18 protein-coding genes are annotated in these 23,237 nt (G+C 39.2%); 6 read left to right on the plus strand and 12 right to left on the minus strand.

The features are described from left to right. Window positions 1-4 precede the first annotated feature (4 nt). The 9 genes from xylB to KS419_RS07985 all read right to left on the minus strand — a co-directional run bounded on the left by xylB (window position 5) and on the right by KS419_RS07985 (window position 11,844). A complete protein-coding gene (gene xylB / locus KS419_RS07945) occupies window positions 5-1,510 on the minus strand; it encodes a xylulokinase (protein ID WP_217065659.1) in 1,506 nt (501 codons plus the stop codon). Window positions 1,511-1,528: 18 nt separating this feature from the next. Next, on the minus strand, window positions 1,529-3,964 hold the full coding sequence (locus tag KS419_RS07950; protein ID WP_217065660.1) for an alpha-mannosidase: 2,436 nt from the start codon (window positions 3,962-3,964) through the stop codon (window positions 1,529-1,531). A gap of 38 nt (window positions 3,965-4,002) precedes the next feature. Beyond that, the gene (locus KS419_RS07955) at window positions 4,003-4,827 is read right to left on the minus strand and encodes a carbohydrate ABC transporter permease (protein WP_217065661.1); all 825 of its coding nucleotides are present in this window, start codon (window positions 4,825-4,827) and stop codon (window positions 4,003-4,005) included. A 15-nt stretch (window positions 4,828-4,842) separates the two neighbouring features. Further along, window positions 4,843-5,700, minus strand: coding sequence for a carbohydrate ABC transporter permease (locus tag KS419_RS07960; protein WP_217065712.1), 858 nt, complete (start codon window positions 5,698-5,700; stop codon window positions 4,843-4,845). 119 nt (window positions 5,701-5,819) lie between these two features. After that, complete coding sequence (locus KS419_RS07965; protein ID WP_217065662.1) at window positions 5,820-7,178, minus strand: extracellular solute-binding protein; 1,359 nt, start codon at window positions 7,176-7,178, stop codon at window positions 5,820-5,822. Between the two features lie 80 nt (window positions 7,179-7,258). Then, window positions 7,259-8,272, minus strand: a complete 1,014-nt coding sequence (locus KS419_RS07970) for a LacI family DNA-binding transcriptional regulator (protein WP_217065663.1) — start codon at window positions 8,270-8,272, stop codon at window positions 7,259-7,261. An 832-nt stretch (window positions 8,273-9,104) separates the two neighbouring features. Further along, complete coding sequence (locus KS419_RS07975) at window positions 9,105-10,322, minus strand: ABC transporter permease (RefSeq protein WP_217065664.1); 1,218 nt, start codon at window positions 10,320-10,322, stop codon at window positions 9,105-9,107. Then, entirely contained in the window at window positions 10,315-11,022 is a 708-nt protein-coding gene (locus KS419_RS07980) for an ABC transporter ATP-binding protein (RefSeq protein ID WP_217065666.1), read from the minus strand. The genes KS419_RS07975 and KS419_RS07980 overlap by 8 nt, the downstream gene beginning before the upstream one ends. 330 nt (window positions 11,023-11,352) lie before the next feature. Continuing rightward, on the minus strand, window positions 11,353-11,844 hold the full coding sequence (locus tag KS419_RS07985; RefSeq protein WP_217065667.1) for a hypothetical protein: 492 nt from the start codon (window positions 11,842-11,844) through the stop codon (window positions 11,353-11,355). 538 nt (window positions 11,845-12,382) lie between these two features. Between KS419_RS07985 and KS419_RS25175 the strand changes: the two genes are divergently transcribed. After that, the gene (locus KS419_RS25175; RefSeq protein WP_281419776.1) at window positions 12,383-12,514 is read left to right on the plus strand and encodes a hypothetical protein; all 132 of its coding nucleotides are present in this window, start codon (window positions 12,383-12,385) and stop codon (window positions 12,512-12,514) included. 730 nt (window positions 12,515-13,244) lie between these two features. Here the strand turns inward: KS419_RS25175 and KS419_RS07990 are convergent. Beyond that, window positions 13,245-13,985: a Fic/DOC family protein gene (locus KS419_RS07990; protein WP_217065668.1), complete on the minus strand. Its 741-nt coding sequence runs from the start codon at window positions 13,983-13,985 to the stop codon at window positions 13,245-13,247. Window positions 13,986-14,774: 789 nt separating this feature from the next. On the opposite strand from KS419_RS07990, the gene KS419_RS07995 reads away from it, so the two are divergent. The 3 genes from KS419_RS07995 (at window position 14,775) to KS419_RS08005 (ending at window position 16,936) form a co-directional block, all read left to right on the plus strand. Then, on the plus strand, window positions 14,775-15,398 hold the full coding sequence (locus tag KS419_RS07995) for a hypothetical protein (protein ID WP_217065669.1): 624 nt from the start codon (window positions 14,775-14,777) through the stop codon (window positions 15,396-15,398). A 445-nt stretch (window positions 15,399-15,843) separates the two neighbouring features. Further along, window positions 15,844-16,104 (plus strand): helix-turn-helix domain-containing protein, encoded by a 261-nt coding sequence (locus KS419_RS08000; protein WP_217065670.1) that lies wholly within the window; start codon window positions 15,844-15,846, stop codon window positions 16,102-16,104. 400 nt (window positions 16,105-16,504) lie between these two features. Continuing rightward, a complete protein-coding gene (locus KS419_RS08005; RefSeq protein ID WP_343215039.1) occupies window positions 16,505-16,936 on the plus strand; it encodes a competence protein ComK in 432 nt (143 codons plus the stop codon). A gap of 1,456 nt (window positions 16,937-18,392) precedes the next feature. On the opposite strand, the gene KS419_RS08010 is transcribed toward KS419_RS08005, so the two are convergent. Next, on the minus strand, window positions 18,393-19,280 hold the full coding sequence (locus KS419_RS08010) for a helix-turn-helix domain-containing protein (protein WP_217065672.1): 888 nt from the start codon (window positions 19,278-19,280) through the stop codon (window positions 18,393-18,395). A gap of 495 nt (window positions 19,281-19,775) precedes the next feature. Here KS419_RS08010 and KS419_RS08015 point away from each other — a divergent pair, with 495 nt between their 5' ends. After that, window positions 19,776-20,741: an NAD(P)-dependent alcohol dehydrogenase gene (locus KS419_RS08015; RefSeq protein ID WP_217065674.1), complete on the plus strand. Its 966-nt coding sequence runs from the start codon at window positions 19,776-19,778 to the stop codon at window positions 20,739-20,741. A gap of 122 nt (window positions 20,742-20,863) precedes the next feature. On the opposite strand, the gene KS419_RS08020 is transcribed toward KS419_RS08015, so the two are convergent. Then, window positions 20,864-21,889 carry a DUF3231 family protein gene (locus KS419_RS08020; RefSeq protein ID WP_217065676.1) on the minus strand — a complete coding sequence of 342 codons (1,026 nt, stop codon included), beginning with the start codon at window positions 21,887-21,889 and terminating at the stop codon, window positions 20,864-20,866. A gap of 204 nt (window positions 21,890-22,093) precedes the next feature. On the opposite strand from KS419_RS08020, the gene KS419_RS08025 reads away from it, so the two are divergent. Then, on the plus strand, window positions 22,094-23,236 hold the full coding sequence (locus tag KS419_RS08025; protein WP_217065678.1) for a BsuPI-related putative proteinase inhibitor: 1,143 nt from the start codon (window positions 22,094-22,096) through the stop codon (window positions 23,234-23,236). Window position 23,237 lies beyond the last annotated feature (1 nt).

A 23,237-nucleotide genomic window follows, 5' to 3' on the forward strand; every position in this document is an offset into this window, starting at 1 on the left:
TACATCAAATCATGTGTAAATCCTGGTATATCCCTTTTAGGGATGCGTAGGAATTCGCATAGACAGCAAAGAGCTTTTCATAGATTACGTGATTCCGAGAATTCGGGTGATAAACCTCTTCCTCTTCCTGTAATCCCCAATCATAGGCAAGATCTTCCAAGCTGGAACAATCCCCTACTCCAATAGCTGCTAACATCGCTGCTCCATAGGCACCTCCACCTCGGCTGGCCTTCCGGACGACAGGAATGTTAAAAATATCCGCAGCGGTTTGCAGCCATAAAGGATGCTCCGCCGCCCCCCCAGTTAAGATAAGGCGTTCCGGTACCTTCCCCGTAGCATTCTTCACAATCGTATAGCCTTGATATAAGGAAAAGAGAACCCCTTCAACAACTGCTCGTGCCATTTCCGCTGTCGTATGTGTATTGGTAAGCCCGATGAAGGCTGCTTTCGCCTTCTCATCCATGTGTGGAGTACGCTCTCCGTATAAATATGGAAGAAACAGCAATCTGTTCGCTCCCGGGTTGGACGTACTCGCCAAATCTAGCAAGTCCGTGAAGCTGTAGTTCTTACGAAATATGGACTCGGTTAACCATTTAAAAGACATTCCAGCAGAAAGCGTCGCCCCCATCATCACCCATTTTCCAGGAGCGCCATGGGCTAACATGTGTACAGTTCCGTTTTTCTCCATCATTAACTCATCGAGGCTGACAAACAATTGACCGCTCGTCCCTACCGTACAAAGCCAATTTTTTTCATGGACAATGCCATTCCCAATCGCCTGTGCCTGTGCATCGCCACACCCACAAATAACTGTAATTCCCAGCTTCAGCCCAAAGTGGTTAGCTGCTTCTTCGGTAACCTTCCCGGAAATTTCTATTGATTCCTTCATTTCCGGGAGTTTAGCAAGGTCTAAGCTAGTCAGAGTTAAAATTTGTTGTGACCAATTTTTCTCTTCAAGATCCATCATCAGTGTTGCGGACGCATCCGAATAATCCGTATCAAAAGTACTCGTCAGCTTCATTTTGATGTAATCCTTTGGCAGCAAAAACTTATATGTTTTCTCGTATAAATCTGGATAATGCTTTTGAAACCACATGATTTTTCCAAGGGTAAAGCTGATATTAGGACGATTCCCCGTCAGCTTTACCCATTCCTCATTCGTCATCATGGCTTTTAATGTGGATAACTCTTCTGTGTTCCGCTGGTCCGACCAGATAATGGCATTGTATAAGGCATTTCCGTCTGAATCTACCGGTACAATCCCGTGCATTTGACCTGTTACAGAAAGTCCTTTGACGTTCTCAAGAAAATGTGGGGCCTCTGCAACAATCTCTTCAATCGCACCTTTAAGCGCCGCCTCCCAATGAACGGGATGTTGCTCATGCCATCCCTCCTGAGGGTGCAAGACATCATAGCTCTGCACCTTTTGTGTTTCGATTCGGCCATTTTTCTGGCAGACCAACACTTTGACAGAAGACGTGCCTAAATCAATTCCCAAATACCGTTCCATTCTCATCACCGCTTTACTCTATTTCAATGGCTCTTCTATAAGATTGGTCTCGTAGATTTCTTCATCCGCATTTTGTGGAACTCGGATTGTTCTTATCTCTGATCTTCCAAAATGAAGATTTACGCTTCGATTCCACATTGGCAACTTCACCGTGACATCGGTTTCCTGATTCGTTGATTCGTAGAGACGGACAATGAGATCGTCATTATCCTCCGCTTTTTTCAACGCAGCCAAAATAATGTTTGATTGATCGATGGAAATAAAGGAATCTTGTTGTGGCAACTTCCCTTGATGGTATGTTTCGACAACCATTTGCGGCTTCTGGTTCAATTCCAACGCATGTTGCACCGTTCTTGCTCCTTCCCAGCTTCCTTTATGTGGAAGAAGTTCATAAGTGAAGGTTTGAATTCCCTGATCAATGATCGGATAATCATCTTCTAAATCTGGTTCAAATGGAATGTGGTGCGCATAAATCGGACTGCGAAGCACGGTTAGACTAATCGTATTTCCAGTAACATCCGCACTGTACTTTCCATCATTCAACACGCTTAAGCCGTATATTTCCTTCGTCTCTTTATCAATTGTCCCTGTAAGATCCACCCAGTTTTGCATCGGCTCCTCTTCTCCATTTGCCTCCCTGGCAATATGGCCGTATGGAATTTCATACGTTGCCTTTCTCTGGTTAAACTTCACCGGGAACTTGATTTTCAAGGCTTTATACTTCTCCTGCCAATTCACTTTGACTTTCACTTCCACTTTGTTTAATTCCTTGTACATGCTTATATCCTGTACCAAGTTAGAAGCCCCATATTTACTGATGATTCGTATCGTCCCTTTGACAGGTCCTTCCTCCACTTTTTTAATCGTTACCGGAGCGAACTCCCCGATGAGATCATCAAAGCGGAGCTTTCCATGGCCCCATGCATCCGATGGATCGTTTATGACAGCCGGAATCGCGGCATCACCTTTAAAAACCTCAATGTTATTGATTTTATCAAAGAGACTGCGGATCCCACCAGTATCCGGATTAATTTCAAGCTTTAATTTATCGTTTTCCAAGCTGTAATTCGTTGTTTTTACAATGTCAAATTTTTCTTTAGAAGGAAACGCACGCAGCTTAAACGTACTGTACCCAAGCGGCGGAACCTCTCCCACAAAAACAACGCGTTTTCTGTTTGGAACCTTGGCATTCGATTGGATGATCTGGTGAGGGATTTCGTTCCCGTTCACATCCTCGATTATGAATTCTGCCGGAAGCAAGTAGTTCACAAACAACCCGTATTCGATTTCCACCCTTGCTTTAACGGACCAGGAATGCGGATTGAAAACAACGATTGGCTTCATATCCTTTTCTTCTTCAATATTAATTTTCCAACTCATGGATTGCAGAGCATAATTTAAGTTTCTAGACGAAATGCTGATAGCTTCTCCATATAAATCTCTTGCATCATGATAAGCAGCTTCAATACTTGTTCCAGCTAGGATATCATGGAATTGATTGAACAGAATTCCCTTCCACGCTTGATTAAAGTCCGTCGGGTAGAATTGCCCTGTCCGACTGTTCGCAATCGCCGAAAATTTTTCTGCTTGAATGATAAGGTTTTCCGAGTAGCGATTTAGCTTCTTCACTTCTGAATGAACCGAATAACATCCGCTGGCATGATGCTGCAAATCTTCATGCACTACCGGAAGCTGATCTTCTATTTTTGATACGTCTTCGAAAAATTCATTCGGTGAGCTGAATAGGAGAGAGGTATCAAGTAATTTCTCATTCAATTCTTTAATCGTTTCAATATTCACTTTCGTTGGTCCGCCCCCATGATTTCCTACTCCATAGAAGCACATCAAATGATCGAAGGAATTTTTCAGCTCTGTTTTACAATGCATAATATGGTTTTCCAAATGATCAAATGTACAATACTCAAATGGAATTCGGAAAGCTTTTACACGGGAACCGTCAGCAGATTCCCAAAGGAAGAGACGACCCGGCAAGCCTTTTTCTTCCGGATTCGGTCGCATAAAAATGTACGAATCCATTCCGGACTTCTGTAAGATTTGCGGTAGCATTCCATGATGGCCAAAGCTATCTACATTGTATCCCACTTTCGCTTTGACACCGAATTTTTCCTTAAAGTAGCTTTGTCCGATTAACCCTTGTCTCGCGAACGATTCGCCTCCGGGAATATTGCAATCTGGTTGTATCCACCAACCGCCACAGATAATCCAGCGTCCCTCTTGAATTTTCTCTTTTATCTCCTCGAACATTTCTGGATCATTCTTCTCAATCCACTCGTAAAAAGCAGCAGAGCTTGATGTATAAATAAAGTTATCATATTCGTTCAACCGATCTAGTGCCGAACGAAAGGTAGCCTTTGTTTCTTGAAACCCTTCCTGCCATTGCCAAAGCCATACCGGGTCCAGGTGGGCATTTCCAATCATATACATTTTCTTCATAAAGTACCTCCTAGGTTACTGTTAAAACGCATGTTGCCTTAGCCTTTTGCAGCTCCACCCATCGTAAACCCTTTAGACATGTGGTTTTGGGCAAAGTAGTAGAGAATAAAGGTTGGCATCATATATAGGATGGAATACGCCGCCAATTGACCATATGCCGCATATCCATATTGTCCAAAGAACTGGTAGATTGTTACCGATGCTGGTAGCTTCCCCGGTGATTGTAATAAAATATATGGTACGAAGAAGTTGCCCCAGCTACCAATAAAGACAAAGATACTTACGGTAAAAATTCCAGGAATCATGAGTGGTGCAACGACCTTCCGAAGACCTACTAGTAGGGAAGCTCCATCAATCCAAGCAGCCTCCTCCAGATCCGTCGGCACGCCATCAATGAAGTTTTTCGTAATCCAAATTCCAAACGGAAGTTGTGATGCAGTTAAGAAAAGCAATGTTCCGAAAAGAGAATCCTGTAGGTTTAAAAATAAAAATAGCTGATATACCGGCACCATGATTGCGGTAATAGGTAAGGATGTCATAAATAGAATTGTAAGCATAAATTTCTGCTTATTTTTCAACGGGAACCTTGATAGGGGATAAGCTGCCAATAAAGACAGAATAACTACTAGAATGGTCTGACCGCCGGACAATAACAATCCAATCATGAATGCCCTCTGGTTAGTAGAACTTGTGATTACCGACACATAATTATCTAATGTGAACTTTTCCGGAATCTTTATGACTTGTGTCGCATTTCCGTCAAAGGAAGCGAACACCACCCAAAGTAACGGAACGATAAATAGAATGGCGATGATACTCAATATAGCATAGGGAATTATTTGTTCAGTTTTATTATTTCTCATCGTTATGCTCCCCCATTAATCTTCTGTCTTTAAGAGTTTTATATAAAGTAAACTAATTACAATTCCAATTACAAGAATGACAAGAGAGATTGCAGTCCCATAACCTAATTGATAATTAACAAACGCCTGCTCATACATGAATATTGGTAAGGTTGACGTTGCTTTCGCAGGCCCCCCGCCGGTCATCGTATAGATGAGGGTGAATACCCCTAATGTCCCTAAAGTGATAATGACGAGATTTGTAAAAATCGTATTCTTTATCATTGGAATCGTAATTCTCATCATCCGTTGGAATCGATTGGCACCATCGATTTTTGCTGCTTCATTCACGGAATCTGGTATGTTATCAAGTGCGGATTGGAACATGAGCATCGACAAGGCCGATCCTTTCCATATGTTCGCTACAACAACCGATACCATTGGAAATGTAAATAACCAAGATACTGGTTCAAAGCCAAACCAACCGATAAACTGGTTTAATGTTCCTCCATCATGTAAGAAGGAAACAAAAGTAAATGCTACGATAATTTCCGGTGTCACCCATCCAGCCATAACGGTACCACCAACGAACTTTCGGAAGGATTTATTTTTATTCTGCATTAAAACAGCCAATAAGAACCCTAATATTTGTTGCCCGATAATCCCTGATAGGATTAAGAAAACCATCGTCGTAATGAAAGATGATTTAAAGCTTGGGTCCTGGAACATGTTCACAAAGTTTCTAAAACCCACAAACTCGATATTCTGTGCAGCTGCACCTGTTAAAGACATGTTGGTGAAGGCAAACAAGAAAGTCATTAGAATAGGTCCAATGAAGAAGATTAACAGAATGACAAGTGAAGGCAGTAAAAAGAAAAAAGTTTTGCGCAACATGCTGTTGTTATTGTTCTTAATTCGCTTATTAGTCAAAGCATTCTCCGTTGACACAATGCTGTCCCCCCAGCTAAAGACGAAGGCCAAAACCTGTTCGGAATTGGCCTCGTTATCATTTTTTATTTATTGATTACATTCTCTTCGCCAACAATACGTTTAAGGCCATTTTCAAACTCTTGTACTGCTTGATCTGGTGAAGATTGTCCTGATGCTACACTCTCAACAACTTCTTGAATAAATGTGGAAACGGTTGGATAGTCATCTACAGCTGGACGGAAGTTTGTATAACTTAACATTTCTGCTGCCTCACGATAGTTACTGATTGGCTGATCCAGATACTCCTCTTTTACTGCCACATCAGTACGGACTGTCATATCCCCTGTTCTTCTCACATAATCAAATTGTTGTTGTTCATTGACTGCCATTTTAATAAATTCTGCAGCTAGATCCTTCTCGGAAGCATGAGCAGGAATGGATAACGCCCAACCACCTGACATTGAAGTGAATCCTGGTTCTTGTCCAAATTGAGTTGGAATTAATGTGAATCCCCATGTATCAAGTGCTTCTGGCCATGGAGTCGCTCTTCCTTCACGCCAGCTTGCTGCTACCCAGTTTCCGTCAATTACCATAGAAACCTTGTTATTCATCATTAAATCTTCGGATAGTAACGTTGCCACCTGGCTGTTAGATGCAACACTTAAAGATGGTCCTAAATCATTTTGGAAAACAGAGTCGATAAACTCAAACGTATCTGTTAAAGCTGTTTCATCAACAACCCACTTGTTCTCATCAAAGTCATATAATGATGAACCTGTTCCGCTGTATAGTACTTGGAACGTTCTCATAGAAGTTGCTTCCCCAGTCGCCTTTGTAACATAAGTGAATAATGGGATGACATCACCTGTATTTTCTTTAATTACCTCAGCAGCATTTAATAATTCTTCCCAAGATTGTGGTTCAAATGGAACTGGTAACCCTGCCTCTTCAAAAAGAACTTTGTTATACCATAAGCCTTGTACATCCGTACTGAATGGTACCCCATAAATTTTTCCGTCAGCCGCTGCTGTTACACCTTGCTTCGTAGTTTCTTCAAACTTATCCCACTCGTCCCAATCATTTAAAATATCATCCATCGGGGATAGGTATCCAGCATTCACATCGGAGTTAATAATAAAAGTATCTTCTACTGCCACATCAGGAGAAGTGTCTGCTGACTGCATCATCATTGCCTGTTTCGTAGTAACATCATCGTGAAGAGGAATTAATTCTACTGTTACACCTTCATTTTCTGCTTCAAATTCATCCCTCAAGTCAAAAAACCATTCTTCCCACCAAGTTGGATAACTCACTTTTAATACTCGCTCCTCCCCTGTACTCGGAGCAGAATCCCCCTCTGAATTATCCGATTCATCACCACATGCAATCAAACCGGTGATTACTAACATTAATAGACTTATCATTAGAAACTTTTTCAACATTTTACATCCTCCTCAGATTTATATATATATGTTTTAAGAATGCGCTTACATATACTTCAAAAAATTTTATTTCTTCTCCACTAGAGTGATTTTGTACTTTCACGTACCACTAATCGGTACGGCACTAAGTTTTCCAACGCAGTTAATGAATTTCCATGAATCTGGTCGATCAATAACCTCGCTGCAGTCGCTCCCATATCTACTGGATTTTGCTTTACTGTTGTTAGTTTAGGTCTAAACACTGTTGCAAGGTCCACATCATCAAAACCCATAACAGATATGTCTTCCGGAACCCTATAACCATGTTCCCGCAAATAATTAATAGCACCTAAAGCTTGCTGATCTGAACATGCGAAGATTGCGGTTGGCTTTTCACTTTGGGACATTATTTGAGATGCCGCATAATACCCATCGTCTATGGTATGATATCTTCTTGTTTGCCAGGATGTATATAACGGCAACCCAGCTTCTTTTAAAGCTTCCAAGTAACCCTGTAATCGGTTATCTCCTGTTGCACAATCTTTTTCTGGACCAGCCATAATGGCAATCCTTTTATGCTTTTGTTTAATAAGGTATCTTGTAGCTTCATAAGCAGCTTTTATATTGTCAATAGTTACATAGGGATATTTTTTAAGAGTTTCTACTTTTTGACCTAGAAACACTGTTGGAACTACTGTTTCCCCAAAAAAATTCTTATGTTGGTCAGTAAATTCAGTGACAGAGAATATTATCCCATCCAGTTGTCTGTCTTCGAAAATATTTAAGTATTCTAATTCTTTTTCAATCTCATTGTAGGAAGTACTTAACAAAATGTTATATCCATACGTTTGTAATACTTCCTCAATACCTTCAATTAATTTCGAAAAGAAGTTATTTGATATTCTTGGTATCAAAACTCCAATTAAGCTAGTTTTCTTATTTACGAGTCCCCTGGCAACCATATTGGGTTTGAATCCAGTCTCCTCGACGACAGAAAGTACACGTCTTTTTAGGTCTTCACTTACATATTTACTATTATTCAACACCCTAGACACAGTAGAGACAGAAACATTTGCCCTTTTAGCAATATCTTTTATAGAAGATTTTATTTGCATACACCCCCTTAGCTACCAAACTCAGGAAAACGTTTTCCTAGAACTCAAAAAAGTATTAAATTTAATAGATTTCTACAATTATTTACCCTTATATTTGAAACATAAGTATAGAAATATGGTTAAAACATATAACCTTTAGTTCAATAGAATAGTAGACTATTGAAACTTTCAAGAAAACGTTTTCCTGTGAATTGAATTATACTCCCTTCGTTTTCTTTAGTCAACTTAAAATTGAGATTTTATCAAAGATAAAAATAAATCAGTCCATGGTGTTAATTTGTTCCATGCCATAGAACTTACTGAGCACAATGCAAATACAAGTATTTTTTACAATTTAAAAATACAAAATAATTTGATTTTCCATCTATAAAGGTTTATCTATATGAAATAACAGAAGGTACACCCTGTTTTTTAGTAGAAAAATTTAGAGAAGTATCGTTACTAAGCAATTTTGTTGGTGCAATGCACCCAATGTAAATAGTTTGTCCTTCCCAGCCTCATAAAAAGTATAGAATTCTAGAGCCTACCCCAGTACTGTGAAGCTTCATCATACTGGGGGTCAGTCCCTTTGGAAGGATGTGAAGAGTTGGATTCACCGTTGTAAACAGATAAAAGCCCTCCAGAAGGATACCTCTTCCCCCTCTGGATAGCTTCTTTACCTAAAAAACATTTATTTATAGTTCATGTTTCATCAATTTTTTTCCTTTTCCGATCGATTTTGGAGCCTGCACGCTAGTATCTAGAGCTACACTACACTGGAATCGGTTCCTTAGATGGCAAGAAAATTGGGACAAGGTATGTGAACCCCTTGTCCCTACTCGTTGACCAAAAGTTAATATAACCATGTACGCCAAATAAAGAATAGGTAGCTGAAAAGGACACTTCCAATTGCTGCCACAATTCCTATCGTAAGTGATACAGCTACCCAACCTGTGACTAATCCCAGCATGAAAAAGCTCGGCAAACCCAATAGAAATATAGCTTTCCTTATTCCCTGCACAAGATTTTTTTGATCCTTGTATGGGAACAACTTAAAGAATGGTTGGGTTCTCATGTCTCGCCAGCCCCATTTGATAAACTGCACGACTGCAAACAAACAGACCGCCAACAGTACCCACTTTAACATTACGGGGGTTAGAAGAATGGCAATAATACCAACTCCTGTTATTTGTAGAACACCAAGTAACATTGTCTTATTTCGTATCGTTTGTTTTATAAAAATCTCAGCCAATAGATTCATAGGGGTTCGTTTTCGGAACAATTTTGTTGATTTGGAAAATAGAATTAACGGACGTTTCCTTTGTTTCTTTGCTATTTTGTATCCACTTGCTGCAATGAAAATACTTACTAGTTTCAAGCGCTCCTGGTTTTCCCGTAAGCAATCTTCGAAAAAGGTTGCAGTAAGGTGGAATCTCTTCTTCATTAACGAATAACATGCGAGGGCAAACCCTAGAAAAAGAATAGCTTGAACCACACCGTTTCCAAAGAAAAATAGCTGAAACAATGGGAAGGTGACCATGACAAAAAGGATATTTATAAGATATAATTTCCAGCGGCGATACCGTAATGCCAATAGTTGCCTGCCTAACTGGCTAAATAGCTGAAAGACAAATGCATAACAAAGGGCAAAAACAATTTCTGTATTACTTGCACCTCCGTATATAAGCCAGATGGGCAAAAGTAGCAAGGCACAACAGACCAGTAGTGTTGCATTTCTCAGTAAACTATAAGTAATTCCATGCTTAATTAATGAAAAATACCAGTTGGATTGCTGCCTTAAAAACAATAGATCCCCTTCCCTTAGAAACAAACGAACAGTGCCATAACGACTTAAGAAGAACAGTGGCAGCCAGTAGAATAGGGCTGGGAATTGTATCACCCATTCAGCAGATCCTTCCCATAGTAAATAGTATTGATAGCCGAGTATTGCTAACACTGGGACTAGAATATACAAGGCAACTACCCAATCCACCGCGGTTTTCCAAACACTGTATTGATAGACCCACTCTTTTTTTAACCGGAGAAAAAAAAGGTCTCGTACACTACCCATGGTCATTCACCGTCAATTCATAAAAGCAATCCATCAATGATCCATCAGAGACACTTTGCCCTCGAATCTCTTCCATCGTGCCTCTAGCAATAATATTCCCGTAGTTAATCAAGAGAAATCGGTCACACATCTTCTCCGCCGTATCTAGTACATGAGTAGACATGAGGATTCCCGCCCCACTACGCTGCTCCTCTTTTAATAAGTTTATAAAATCCTTAATTGCTTTAGGGTCCAAACCAATAAAAGGTTCATCCACAATATATAATTTAGGCTTAATTAATAGGGCGATAATAATCATTAGTTTTTGCTGCATTCCTTTGGAAAAAGAACCGGGATATTGGTGCTTTTCCGCTGTTAACCGGAAAATGGTTAACAATTTCTCAGCTTCCTGATAATAACCGTCTCCCTCTATCTCATTGACTGCTTTCGCCAATTCAATATGCTCCCACAAGGTCAGTTCATCGTAATACGTCGGGTGCTCAGGGATATAGGCGTATTTACTACCTTGCCCCATGGTTACATCGCCGTCCACATCTTCCATTAGTCCAAGGATGGACTTTATGATCGTACTCTTTCCTGCCCCATTAGGACCAATTAAACCAACAAGTCCCCCCGAAAGTATGGAGAAATGAATGTCCTTTATGGCGTCCTTCTTATCGTAGTAGCCTGCATTTTTCAAGTTAACCTTTAAAACTTCCATTCTATCACCTGCAGTTTATGTCGTTGTTTTTACTACGGTTTGAAATAGAAATGGTTTCTACTATTCACCACTTATCATCATAATGGGGGCTTGATGTTGGTTCAAAGAAAACCGACGTATGGTCAGTTATGGATTAGGATATTCCTGCAGTTCCTGCGGTTAAAATGCATTGGGGATTAGGCAAGTGGTTTCTTTCGGGGAGGGAGGGACAGTTATACCTGTCCAGTGGGAAAGGAAAACTCTCTGGTTGAGGCACCTTTTCCCAAGTCCCTAAACCAGACCAATCCTAGTTTGCCAATCGTTATGCGTATGAAAGGTTCCGGCTATTCTCTAACTTAAGAATGCATCTAATCCTTCTAAATACTCATTCGTGAACTTCTCCAGTTCTTCTCTTGAAAGTCTATCTTGACCTACTGACATGACAAGATCTAGACTAAAAGAGTTTACAAAATCTTCCCTTAATATAGGAATACCATATCCATCTGTTTCAGAATTTAATATAGTTAAAGTAATAGAAAGGATGGTGTATTTAATTCCATCTTCTCTCGGCATTATACCTCTCATCTCAACCATTTCATCTAATAAAGCATTCATACTTTCTACGTGTTCTGACAATAAATCCTCCCTTATATACTCAAACACTTCTTGGTTGTTATTTTTATCCAATGAATATCTATGAATAACTTCTTCCCTTGCATTATAGTGTAAAAAAGCTTGTTCAAATTCTTTATAAAATTCCTCTTGTAAATCCTCATAAGTTACCTTTTCGTTAAAACAACCTGTCAATAAAAATATAACTGACACCATAAATATTAATCTCATACATACATGACACCTTTCTAATATAAATTTATAATCTAATGAATCCTGGTTATATGAATTGCCCTCATCGAACAATTGCACCTTTATTAAAATAACGTTACTGCACTAAAGATGCGAGCGAGCCGCCCTCGCTACCATTAGTAATCTTTCAGTTTCAAGTTTAATAGTACTCACATTAACCCCCATTTACCAACCTGCCTATAATAAAAAATATAGTATAAAATTATCTTACTATATTATGACCTTTCCTTATATATAAATTTTTTCAATTCAATATCAGTAGTAAAGAGTAGTTGGCTACTTCCTGTAAAGGAAATGGAAAAATTCGTCGTTACACTGATGAACAAGGTGGTAAATGAACAGGAAATAAATCCAAAACAACGAGACAGGACCGTGATGAAATGGTAAAGAATGGGACAAAGTACAAAGTACCTGTCCCTTCGGTACGATATTTTATTGAGGAAAAATAGCGTAATTTTAAATTTAAGGTATTATAGAGAATAATAATAAGAATAAAAATCATTGGAGGCGATAAAAAGTGAAAAAACCATATAATTTACCATTCCTCCCCATTTCTTTTGAGGCAGAGACAGAGCTTTTGTTTTATAAAAAAGTTGTTGAGGCCACTGCAGAATTAGAAAAGTTAAAACAAAAACTTCATTATTCTTAACCTAGCACCTCCAACTATTAGGAAAAGTTTAAATCAACTATTGGAGTTAAATATGATATTTGGAGATGACAGAAGAACAAATCGCAGGTTTTATCAATATGACCTAATTAGAATAATGTCCGAATAACCAAGACTCAGGCAAACGGGAACCGTCCAGAACCAGTTTGCCCGTTCTTGAGGATGCGACATTTGTTTCGCCATCGGATGCTCTTTTGTCGCTTCCTCCTTGAGGTTGCGACAATAGGTTGGCGATCGGCTTCCCTTTTGTCGCTTCCTCCTTGAGGATGCGACAATAGTTCGGCGTTCGACTGCTCTTTTGTCGCTTCCTCCTTGAGGATGCGACATTAGGTTGATGATCGGATGCTCTTTTGTCGCTTCCTCCTTGAGGGATGCGACACTAGCTCGGCGGTCGGCACCTCTTTTGTCGCTTCCTCCTTAAGGATGCGACATTTGGTTGGCGATCCGCATCTCTTTTGTCGCTTCCTCCTTCAGGTTGCGACAATAGGTCGGCGATCGCCTGCTCTTTTGTCGCTTCCTCCTTAAGGGATGCGACATTTGGTTGGCGCTCAGCTACTCTTTTGTCGCTTCCTCCTTCAGGATGCGACAATAGGTTGGCGATCGGCATCCCTTTTGTCGTTTCCTCCTTGAGGTTGCGACAATAGGTTGGGACTCGGCTTCCCTTTTGTCGCTTCCTCCTTGAGGGATGCGACACTTGTTTAACCGCTGTAACCTACTCAATAAATCGAATGGATTCTAAAAATAAGCTACGCAACGCTTCTATGTTAACAACTGACTGAATCGCAGCTTGCATATATTTATCGCGATCAGTAGTTTCGTATGCCCATTCTATGCCACGCTCCCATGCGAAAGCATACATATAGATACGTATCGTCCTGCCATTTCCTTCCCTGAAGGGATGGAGCATGTTAAGTTCTGATTTAAAATAAGCTAAACGCTCAGCCGCTACTTCTAACGAATTCCAGGACTGCTCTGCATTTAGCTCATTAAATAAATTTTTCGCATAACTTTCCAAATATTGAACTTGGCAAAAACGGGTATTTCCCTTCATCAATTGCACATCACGAAATTTCCCCGCAAACGGATAGATGTCTTGGAACAAATAGAAATGCAAATCTTGAAATTCTTTCAAAGTAAAATAGTTTAGTGAAAATTCCCCTTGTTCTAGTGCGTTTGCTCGGAGCGCGAAGGCAAACGCCTCGGCAGTTTCTAATTCTTTTTGGGAATTAACCCCTAACAAATTATGCCTTAATAGGTCATCTTCCTTGTCTTTTTTATATTTTATTCTCCCAATCTGCAGTATGTCCTTTATCAAAGCAGGGGTAATATTGACTTTCGCATTAACAAGCTCAAGTACTTGTTGCTGCATATCGGAAGAAAGAGTGAAATTTTCCAAGTGAAGGTTGTGCAATACTCTTTTAAATTCCTTCGATTCTATCTTTACTTCTTTCACAGAAAACAACCCCCTTACTTCATAAATCTTATCAATCCATTACAGGGAAAGAGAAACAGGTTCACTGTCCCAGTCCTGTCCCTCTGTCCCTGGCGTGTTGTTTTTGTCGAATTCCCTTTTTATTGCGTACTTTTATCCGATTTTCTTATGTTTTTCTCCAATTTTGACAACCATTTCTCCGAATCCAACTAAGAATTACCCGATTGTCCCGCCGCGCCGCTCGCCTCTGGGACAGTACCCGTCCCTCTGTCCTGCAAGTAAGTTTGAATTGGATAAAGGATCAATCACGGAAAATATCCCTCGCTCCCCTAACTAATTCCTTTAAAACGTTCCTCTACTATTTTCGATAATCTTCCGTTACCCTTTTTTTACTTGGCCTTGTTTATTTATAGGCTTAAATAACCAGCGTAAAATTAAGAAATAAAAACTTAAGTTGAATAGTAGCCCAAGTATTTTGACGTTATATTTATCACCATATAGGTGAAACCACTGAGCTGGAAAACCATAATAGATATAGTCACCATCAACTATGACCCACAATTGAAATATAAATGAGAACACGATAGTTAACAAAAAACTCAACAACAATAAAAATAACTTACTTCTTAAAACTTTCAAAGTAACCCTTCATTTTTAGATAATTCAATATTTTCCCAATTTTCGGTTTACAATACTTTGCCAAAATGTTATCATAAAAACCAAATGTTAGGAGGCTAAAAATGAAAAAAATTTTATTTATGGCAACACTCGGATTTTTTGATTTTCACTTTAGGTTATTCTTCTCAGTCCATGGCAGAAGAATCAAAGGATCTTATGACTGTTAAAGATCTAGAATATGCTGTTATTAACACTTTAGAAAAACATAACAAGGAGCATATCGGAATTGTAGATCGCAAAGAGTTACCCGATGATATTGAATTTTTAGAGTTTGAAACATTAGAAGAATTCAAGAGGTTTTTGTTAACATCTGAGTTGCCTCAAGAAACCGCAAAGGTAGTAAACGAAAAAAGGGAAGATTTTCACCAAAAAAAACCGTCCAAAACTTCACCTGATTTCAACATAAACAATTCTTATAATCATGCAGCTAGTCATCAATGGGTTCCAGATAGAGGTTGTACCTATTGTTGGCAGCCAGGATTAATGCATATCGATTATAGTTTTACAGCCCCGCAAAGAACTAACCCTCTTTATTTTACTGATATAACGCAAATCACCTCCTGGGAAGATGATATATTCTCTACATGGGTTAATACTATTGATCCAATTTACAATATAAGTACTTATGGTGGTTTTACAGATGTTACTATAACAGGTTATCATTTAATCGGTGTATCTGTAGGTGGCTTTGAAGTTGGCTATACAGAATCTAACCAATATAGCCAGCAGATACTTCCAGAAGGACAAACTTATTAGTAAGTATTGGTTAATTTCTTAAAACACTAAGCTTTTCATACATCATTTTACGAACCCATTTAATTTAGCTACTGGCTTTAATGCTGGAACAGTCGTTACTCAAATCACAGTATAAATCGCATTAAAGAAGGGTGAAGAATCTATTTCTTCGCCACTTTTAGAAGTTTGGTATGCAAAAAGACACAACTATTAAAAACACAACACCCTATATGGCCTACTAAAAGAATAATATTCAAGGGGACAAGACTATAGGAAGGTTTTCCTAACACGTAGATAATAGATTACCAACCGAGGCCCATAAACCAGAATAATTGCTTCTTTATAGCATGAACGACGACATTTAAAAAATCCATTAGATTTTTAACATTTATTACCAAAACAATAACTATAGTTTACCCCGATGCCCTCTAATCTAAATCATAATTAGTTAAAAGGGGTACATGCATTGGAAAAAATACATCCATTATATTATCACACGTTAGGAAAAGTAATCACTGCACGTCGGAAAAAAATCGGCTTAACTCAAGCGCAAATGGCCGAAGCAGCTGATATTTCTACTGTATATTATAGGGAAGTCGAACAAGGAGTAAGAAACCCTAACTATTCGTTACTAATTCTCCTTGGAAAAATCTTTAAAACAAAGTATTCATCCATTCAGCGTGAGATTGAAGAAGAGATTAAAAACCTCTATGGAGACAAGTACTAGGGAAGAAGATTCTTCCCTATCCTAACCCTCATATAACCTCTTAGTCCTACTTTCTCCCACCATCGTTACTACACTAGTTAAATGAAACTTTACATACATTTCAGCATGACAACAAAACACTCACTTTAATAACTCACCCACCTTAACACGTATAAAATATCTACACTCACGAAAATCAGCGCGAGTGTATGTGATGTATCGAGCAAAAGTAGAAAGCTATTCTTTAATGAATAGTCTTAATAAACATGTAATTCAGCTCCCCCAGAAAGAGGTGATAAAATTGCCCCATAGAAAACGTTCCATCAACACCTAAACCATCTACCAAAAAAATCAACCAACCCATTTGAGGAGAGTGATCTAATTTATGAAAATCGCAGAAAGCACTTTATAAAGTTACTCCATTAATCAACACACAATGGCAATCGTGCCGGTAGCACACACAGACTATGACACAACAGTATTTGAAGGTGACCAACAACTTTTCGTGAAACAAACAGCAATGGAACAACTTAAACAGGACTGCCTAAAGGACTGCTCCAGCTACGAAGGAAGAAGGATGGCAGTCACCTTCCGTACAGGAATCGAGCGTAAAGCACCAATCCCAATTAATTTTCTTTTAAAAATTTATGCCTTCCCTACCCACTCACCTAAGAACCCCAACTGCAGTTGGCTCTTTCCAGCACACATACACTCCATTACAGCCAATCCAAAAGACGCCCAGCAATCCATTATTACCTTTAAAAACGGTCGCAGCATTGTCTTAAACACTCCGGCCATTATATTAAACAAACAAATGCACCGCACCACCTATTGCATCTATGTGTTTTCCTAATACTGGAATCAGTATGATGCCATAGTTATAAGCTAAGCCCTACCAAAGAACGCAAAAAGGGTGTCTTTTCGTGGTAATCACGTAAAGACACCCTTTAACATCCTTCTCTTTCTTTTAAAAAACTAGTCAGCCGAAACAATCTAGAAAGATGGGTACTGACAACTTCCACAAGGAAAGATGCACGCACCGTCGGATTGGCGGATCCAGGTGTTGACTACCTACCGAAAGCCTAACAACCCATCCCTTTCCAAGAAGAGGGACAAAGTACCTGTCCGAGGGCACTGAAAAAGTGATGCTCTTTCACTTTTTCGTGCCCTCGAAGCAATGAGCGTAGCCGTCGCAATCTTTTGAAAGCCTGATAGTAGTGGGTTTCTCCTATCAGGCGAGCGACGTGCGAAGCCATTGCCAATCAAATTAATGGCACTGAAAAAGTTGGTTTGTACTTTTTCAGTGGCTTCTACCTGTCCCCCTGTCTCTCCCTCCCCTCGCTTCCCCTATCAATCCTTGAAAATCTTAAACACCTTAATGTATAATTATTATAGAAACTACGTAAACTAAAAAAGACCGAGTGCTACCAACACCCGGACACAGCAACTACATGCCGCATGAAGAGCGGCTGACCGTAAGTAAAATGATTACGAAAAAAGTAACCCTTCACCTTTGGTCTAGGCAGTGGGGGTTACTTTTTTCTTCTTTCTTTGACGATTAAAATTATCAATGTAATCATACTTAACATAACTAAGTTGGATTGCATTGCGAAAGCAAGTGCTTCGGATATCGTCATTTTTCCACCTCCCTTCTAACCCGGGAGATGGTCAACCATCCATCTGCATTATATAGTTGCTACTGCAATTATACCAAACTAGCGTTCCCAACCACAATGAATTACCCTACTAAATTATATACCTCTCTAACCTACTTTTGCTTCAAAATTAACTATCCCTACATCCTTTTGTAGAATTCCCATCAGTAAACTTAATAGAGAATAATTAGGTGCTTTTGTAATTTAGCACCCCCAGAAACGAAACAAACAACAATGAAACAACTAAAGCAAGCCTGCCTAAAAGACTGCACCAGCTACGAAAGAAGACGAGATATCGTCACCTACCAGATAGGAACCACACGAAAAACGTCTTTTCCCAATGTTCGTTCCTTCTTCTGCATTAAAAAACTCTTGATTAACATCTTTTTCATCAACCGTTCGATTGGGGCTACGTCATCTACAATTTTTTTTATCACCTTTTTCAGGATAATTTAGAAGCGATACTAATAGGATGCGACCGTTCCTTTGGTAAAACAAAGCAAAACAGCCCCACCAAGCAAGATAACCGGGGGTGACAGGCACCCCAAAACCATTTTCTGTTTAACCTTATAAGACAGAGGGACAGGTGAATTGTCCAGTCAGGAGTAAACTCCCCAGGGACGAGTACCTGTCCCCATGTTCCTCGGGTGCACATCATACCTGTCCATCCGTCCCTCCTCCTGGATCATTAGATAGCTTTTTGACTGGTACTACGATGTGATAGAACGAATCAAGGTGATGAATGTTCTCAAAAACTTGAATAAGTTCAATATCGGAATCCTCGGTTTCTTGTTTTGAAATTTTTAAAAATCTTGCAAAGTCAGTAATGAAGACATCTCCTATATCAAGTAGATCACCAAAATATTTAAATTTAGCACAAAACATTTGTTGGACATCCACTGTGAAAAAATTAGATTGATCGCTCTCTATATGATGTGATATCCCGACGAGAGCCTTGAATTTAGTTGAGTTGGGTTGGCAATTTGAATAGATGATATAACAGGGACTACTTATTGTCTCATCGATGCTATCTACCAGCATTTTAGTTTTCGACCGAATCTTTTCTTTGAAATTACTTGTTGATAAATCAACTTCAAATGCAATGCCACTTAATCGTATGGAATCGAAGTTTGTTAAAGTAAAATCTGTCACAATATCTCCGTTGATGTTTTTAATTGGCCTTTTAATTACTGGAGGAATATCGGCTAGGGTCAGCGCCTCCCCAGTCTTTCTTAGTATATTTGGGGATATACCATATTGTTTTTTAAATGCACGGGAGAAGGACGAAGGAGTTCCAAAGTTTAATTCGTATGCAATATCTGTTAATGATAGGTTTTTGTTTTGAATTAATGTTACAGATGTATTTAATCTTCTAGACAATATGTATTGGTTCAGGGAACAGCCCATGATGGCAGAAAAAAGTCTATGAAAATAGTACTTTGACATATTAAAAGTAGTTGAAACAGAATCCAATGATAAGGGCTCGTTCAAGTTGTTTTCAATATGCAGTAATGCTTCTTCGATTACTTCAAAATGCTCCATACAGATACCCTACCCTCCTCATTGAAAAGCGCAAGGCGCCCGCTTATCGGCAAAAGGAAAATGCTCTGACAGATTAGAAAAACTTGGCTTATCGCCGTTAATGGCGAAAGCCTTAGTTTTCTTATACTTTAGTGAAAAAAGTGTTTTTTACTTTTTATTTTGGCAGAAATTTGCACGAGCCGATGGCGCCTGGAGCTAGACAGCTTTCATGGGTTAAGAAATTTTCATAAATTCTTACCTTCCAAAAAAATACATACCCTCAATTTACTATATCATGTTTGATTCTTAAATAGAACAAGTAGGCTAGCAACGCTCACTCACCATTACCCCCCTTCTTTTTGATCAACAAAAGGTTTGCTTAGAGAAGGCAGGCTTGATTTTAGTTTAAACCATATTACAGCAAGATTTGGAAAGTGAAAATAAATATGAAGTGTTAAATTGTTATTCGTAATACTCGTATCGTATTTATAGAAATAACAAATTAGAGGTGGAGAAATGAAAGCAATGGTGTACAAAAAGTACGGTTCCCCCGAAGTTCTTCAACTGAAAGAGATAGAAAAGCCTATTCCTAAGGAAAATGAAATACTGGTAAAAGTAATAGCGACAACAGTAACAGTAGCAGATATTCGTGCACGAAGTTTAACCGTTCCTCTCCCTGTTTGGTTGCTTGCCCGAATAGCATTGGGTTTTAGACAACCAAAAAAAGATATATTGGGGATGGAGTTGGCTGGAGAAGTAGAGTCAGTAGGAAAAAATGTCAAGCGATTCAAGGAAGGTGACCATATTTTTGCTGCATGCCTAGTGGGTTTTGGTGCTTATGCCGAGTATAAGTGCCTACCTGAAGACGGACCAGTATCTATTAAACCCAACAATTTATCTTTTGGGGAAGCCGCAGCTATTCCAATAGGGGCACGAACAGCATTATTTTATCTTAGAAAAGCTACTATTCAGAGTGGCCAAAAGGTTCTTGTCTATGGCGCTTCAGGAAGTGTAGGGAGTTATGCAGTACAAATTGCCAAGTATTTTGGAGCAATAGTTACAGGAGTATGCAGTACCACGAATGTGGAATTGGTAAAATCTCTAGGAGCCGATAAGGTCATTGATTACACTACCGAAGATTTTTCTAGTAAAGGTGAGTATGATGTTATCTTTGAAGCAGTAGACAAGAGTTCGTTTTCAGCTTGTATGAAATCGCTAAAGAAGGACGGAACCTATATCAACGTCTCTGCACCGTTACCAGGTGTTAGAATGCTATGGACTAAAGTGACAAGCAGCAGGAAATTAATTTTAGGTCAAAATTCACCTGAAAATTCCGAAGCCCTAAACTTCCTCAAAGAACTTGTTGAGGCAGGGAAGTTAAAAGTGGTCATTGATAGGTACTATGAGTTTGATGAGATAGTGGATGCACATAGATATGTCGAGAAAGGACACAAGAAGGGAAATGTCGTCATAAATGTGTAGTTAGTGACGGGGCAGAGGGACAGGTCCTGTCCCTCTCCAAACACTGAGACACGGGATGTGCTGACCCCTCCTCCTTCGGTAAACCGGAACCGTCCGGAACCAGTTTGCCTGGGTCAAAGAACCTATGTCCCATTGCCAGATTTATTCCTAGCCAAATTCTCGCGGTCTTTTGTCCCTGGTGGTTGTTCAAGCCATTGGTGTTTAATCATGATGTCTGCTCCACTTTTTGCATATTGAGCAATTTCCAATGACAATCGTTCATAATTGATGGCTAGATCACTACGTTGGCTAGCAGCTGCAGCAGTCGCGTAATTCCCTGTACCAGCAGAACTTAATAGTGCCATATGAAACATCATTAATTTATCTGAAAATGTTTTTGTGGTTGAATTGCTCACACTCACATCTGGTAATCGGGGGGTTGGAATATCATTTTCAAGCAAAATATCAGTAAAAATCCTTATGTGCTTGTTCGAGATTTTCTCTCCCCTTAACATAAAATCTTGAACTTCTTTGGATGGAGATGTCTGAGCAAAACTAAGGCATAATTTAACTCCCATTGCATTTGTTAATACATTCATATACAAATGTGATATTTCCACTGCATTTAGTGGCCTTTTATTAGTAAATGGATTTAATCCACTTAAATATTTTTTACTGTCTACATAATCAGTTTCTTTAGGAACTTCAATATAAGGGTGTCTTGCATGAACTCCTTTAGAAATAGCTATTTTATTCGTTCGATTATAAAGAGTAGAAGTATCAATTAACGCTTGCGTATAAAATTTAGAGATGTCTTCCCTTGCACTCATAGAAACAAATCCACTGTTAGCCAACATCCCCACTTTTGCCATGTGATTCACATATGTTAAACAGAATACATCAGAAAAAAGCCAAGGAGCGTCCATGTTCACATCATTTTCCGTAAAGCCGTTGGGGATAGCAAACTGTTCTTGTTCAAAAAGGCTGTTACAAAAGTCCAAATGGCTTGAGGATAGATCATATGCATATTGAACAGCAGGTTTTATGTCTGTGTCTTCTATATGATTTAGCATAAACCCTAAGATACATTTTGCCATACTATCATTCATGTAAGAAGTCCATAAACAGCCAATTTCCGAAGATGTCAAATAGATTTTATTTTCATTCATCAAGTTCACCTCCAAACAAGTATGTCTAGATATAAAATTTATTGTTTGCATATAACCGTATTTTATGATGGGAATCTGGGACATGGGGTCAGCACAGTACCTGTCCCTTTGTCCCTTTCCTTTGTCCCTTTGAAACCTTCTTGAAAATTGACCGTCATATGTTGTGTGAAACAAAACATTACTTGAGTAGAAGGGGCAATTAAAATGAACAAATTAAAAAGAGGATTCAAATTCTTCATAGCAGGAGCTGTTTTAACATTGATAGCAACAGGCTGTGGTGCTGCAGCGGATGGGGCAGCAGGAACTGTAAGTGGAGATCAGGGGCAACCTAGGGAAGAAGTAGCCGTGGAAACTGTAGCAGCGGATGTATCGATAAATTTATTAGAAGATGGAACGGTCCAGGCGGTTTATAGGCTGGAAAATAAAGGTACTGATGTTGTGGAATATAACTTCTCCAATGGCATGAAGGTGGATTATGTGGTGATGGATGAAACGGAGGAAATTGTATACCAATATTCTAAGGATGCCTTTGCTACTGCGGCACTGGAAGATTTAGTGTTAAACCCAGGGGAAGTATTTGAAGAGGTATTATTGATTGATGTGCTTGAGGTCGGGAGAGATTACACAGTAGAATTCTTCTTAAACCTTCAGGAAAAACCAGGAAAAGCATCTATTGGAATCGGTTTAGAACAATCGGCATCAAATGAAAGAACAGGAATTTTTGTTGGACTTATTGATGGCAATTCGGTTGAAATCGAGTGGAATAGCGAGAAAGAAGCCTATCAATTATCAGATGAAGCTAAGGAGCAAGTAAAAGGAATGGAAGATGGCAGTTTAGTAAGCTTTATTTTTACAAAGGGCAATGGGGCAGAGCGAAATACAATTGAGAGATTTGAGGTCATCGATTCTTCAGACCATGAAGGTAGTATTATATTAGAAAAATCAGTGTTGGAGTTAGGGGATCCATTGGTAAAAAAAGCCGAGGAATTGCGTGAAAACCGTAACGCGTCTGTCTTAGAGGGTGTTTCTGCCTTTGATGTTTTCCGCTTGTATATGTATGTGCAAGCTGGGGAAGATTTCGGTACCCTTTATCAGTTCTATCCAACTGGATCCATGGATGTTTCAGAAGAGCAATATGTCAAAGAGGGTAGACACGATGTGAATACGGAAAATACTCGTGCATTCATGAAAAAGCTTAACGAAGTAAGAGAATTTGAGGTCGAAGTGAAAGAGAATGGAGAAGCACAAGTAAACTTCCGATTCGCAGACGACGAAGAAACTATCTACTCATTCGGACTAGTAAAAGAAGCGAATACATGGTTCGTCCGCCCACTGCCATTGCAGTAAA

The organism is Evansella tamaricis, from assembly GCF_019042215.1.
Classification (GTDB): Bacteria; Bacillota; Bacilli; order Bacillales; family Salisediminibacteriaceae; genus Evansella; species Evansella tamaricis.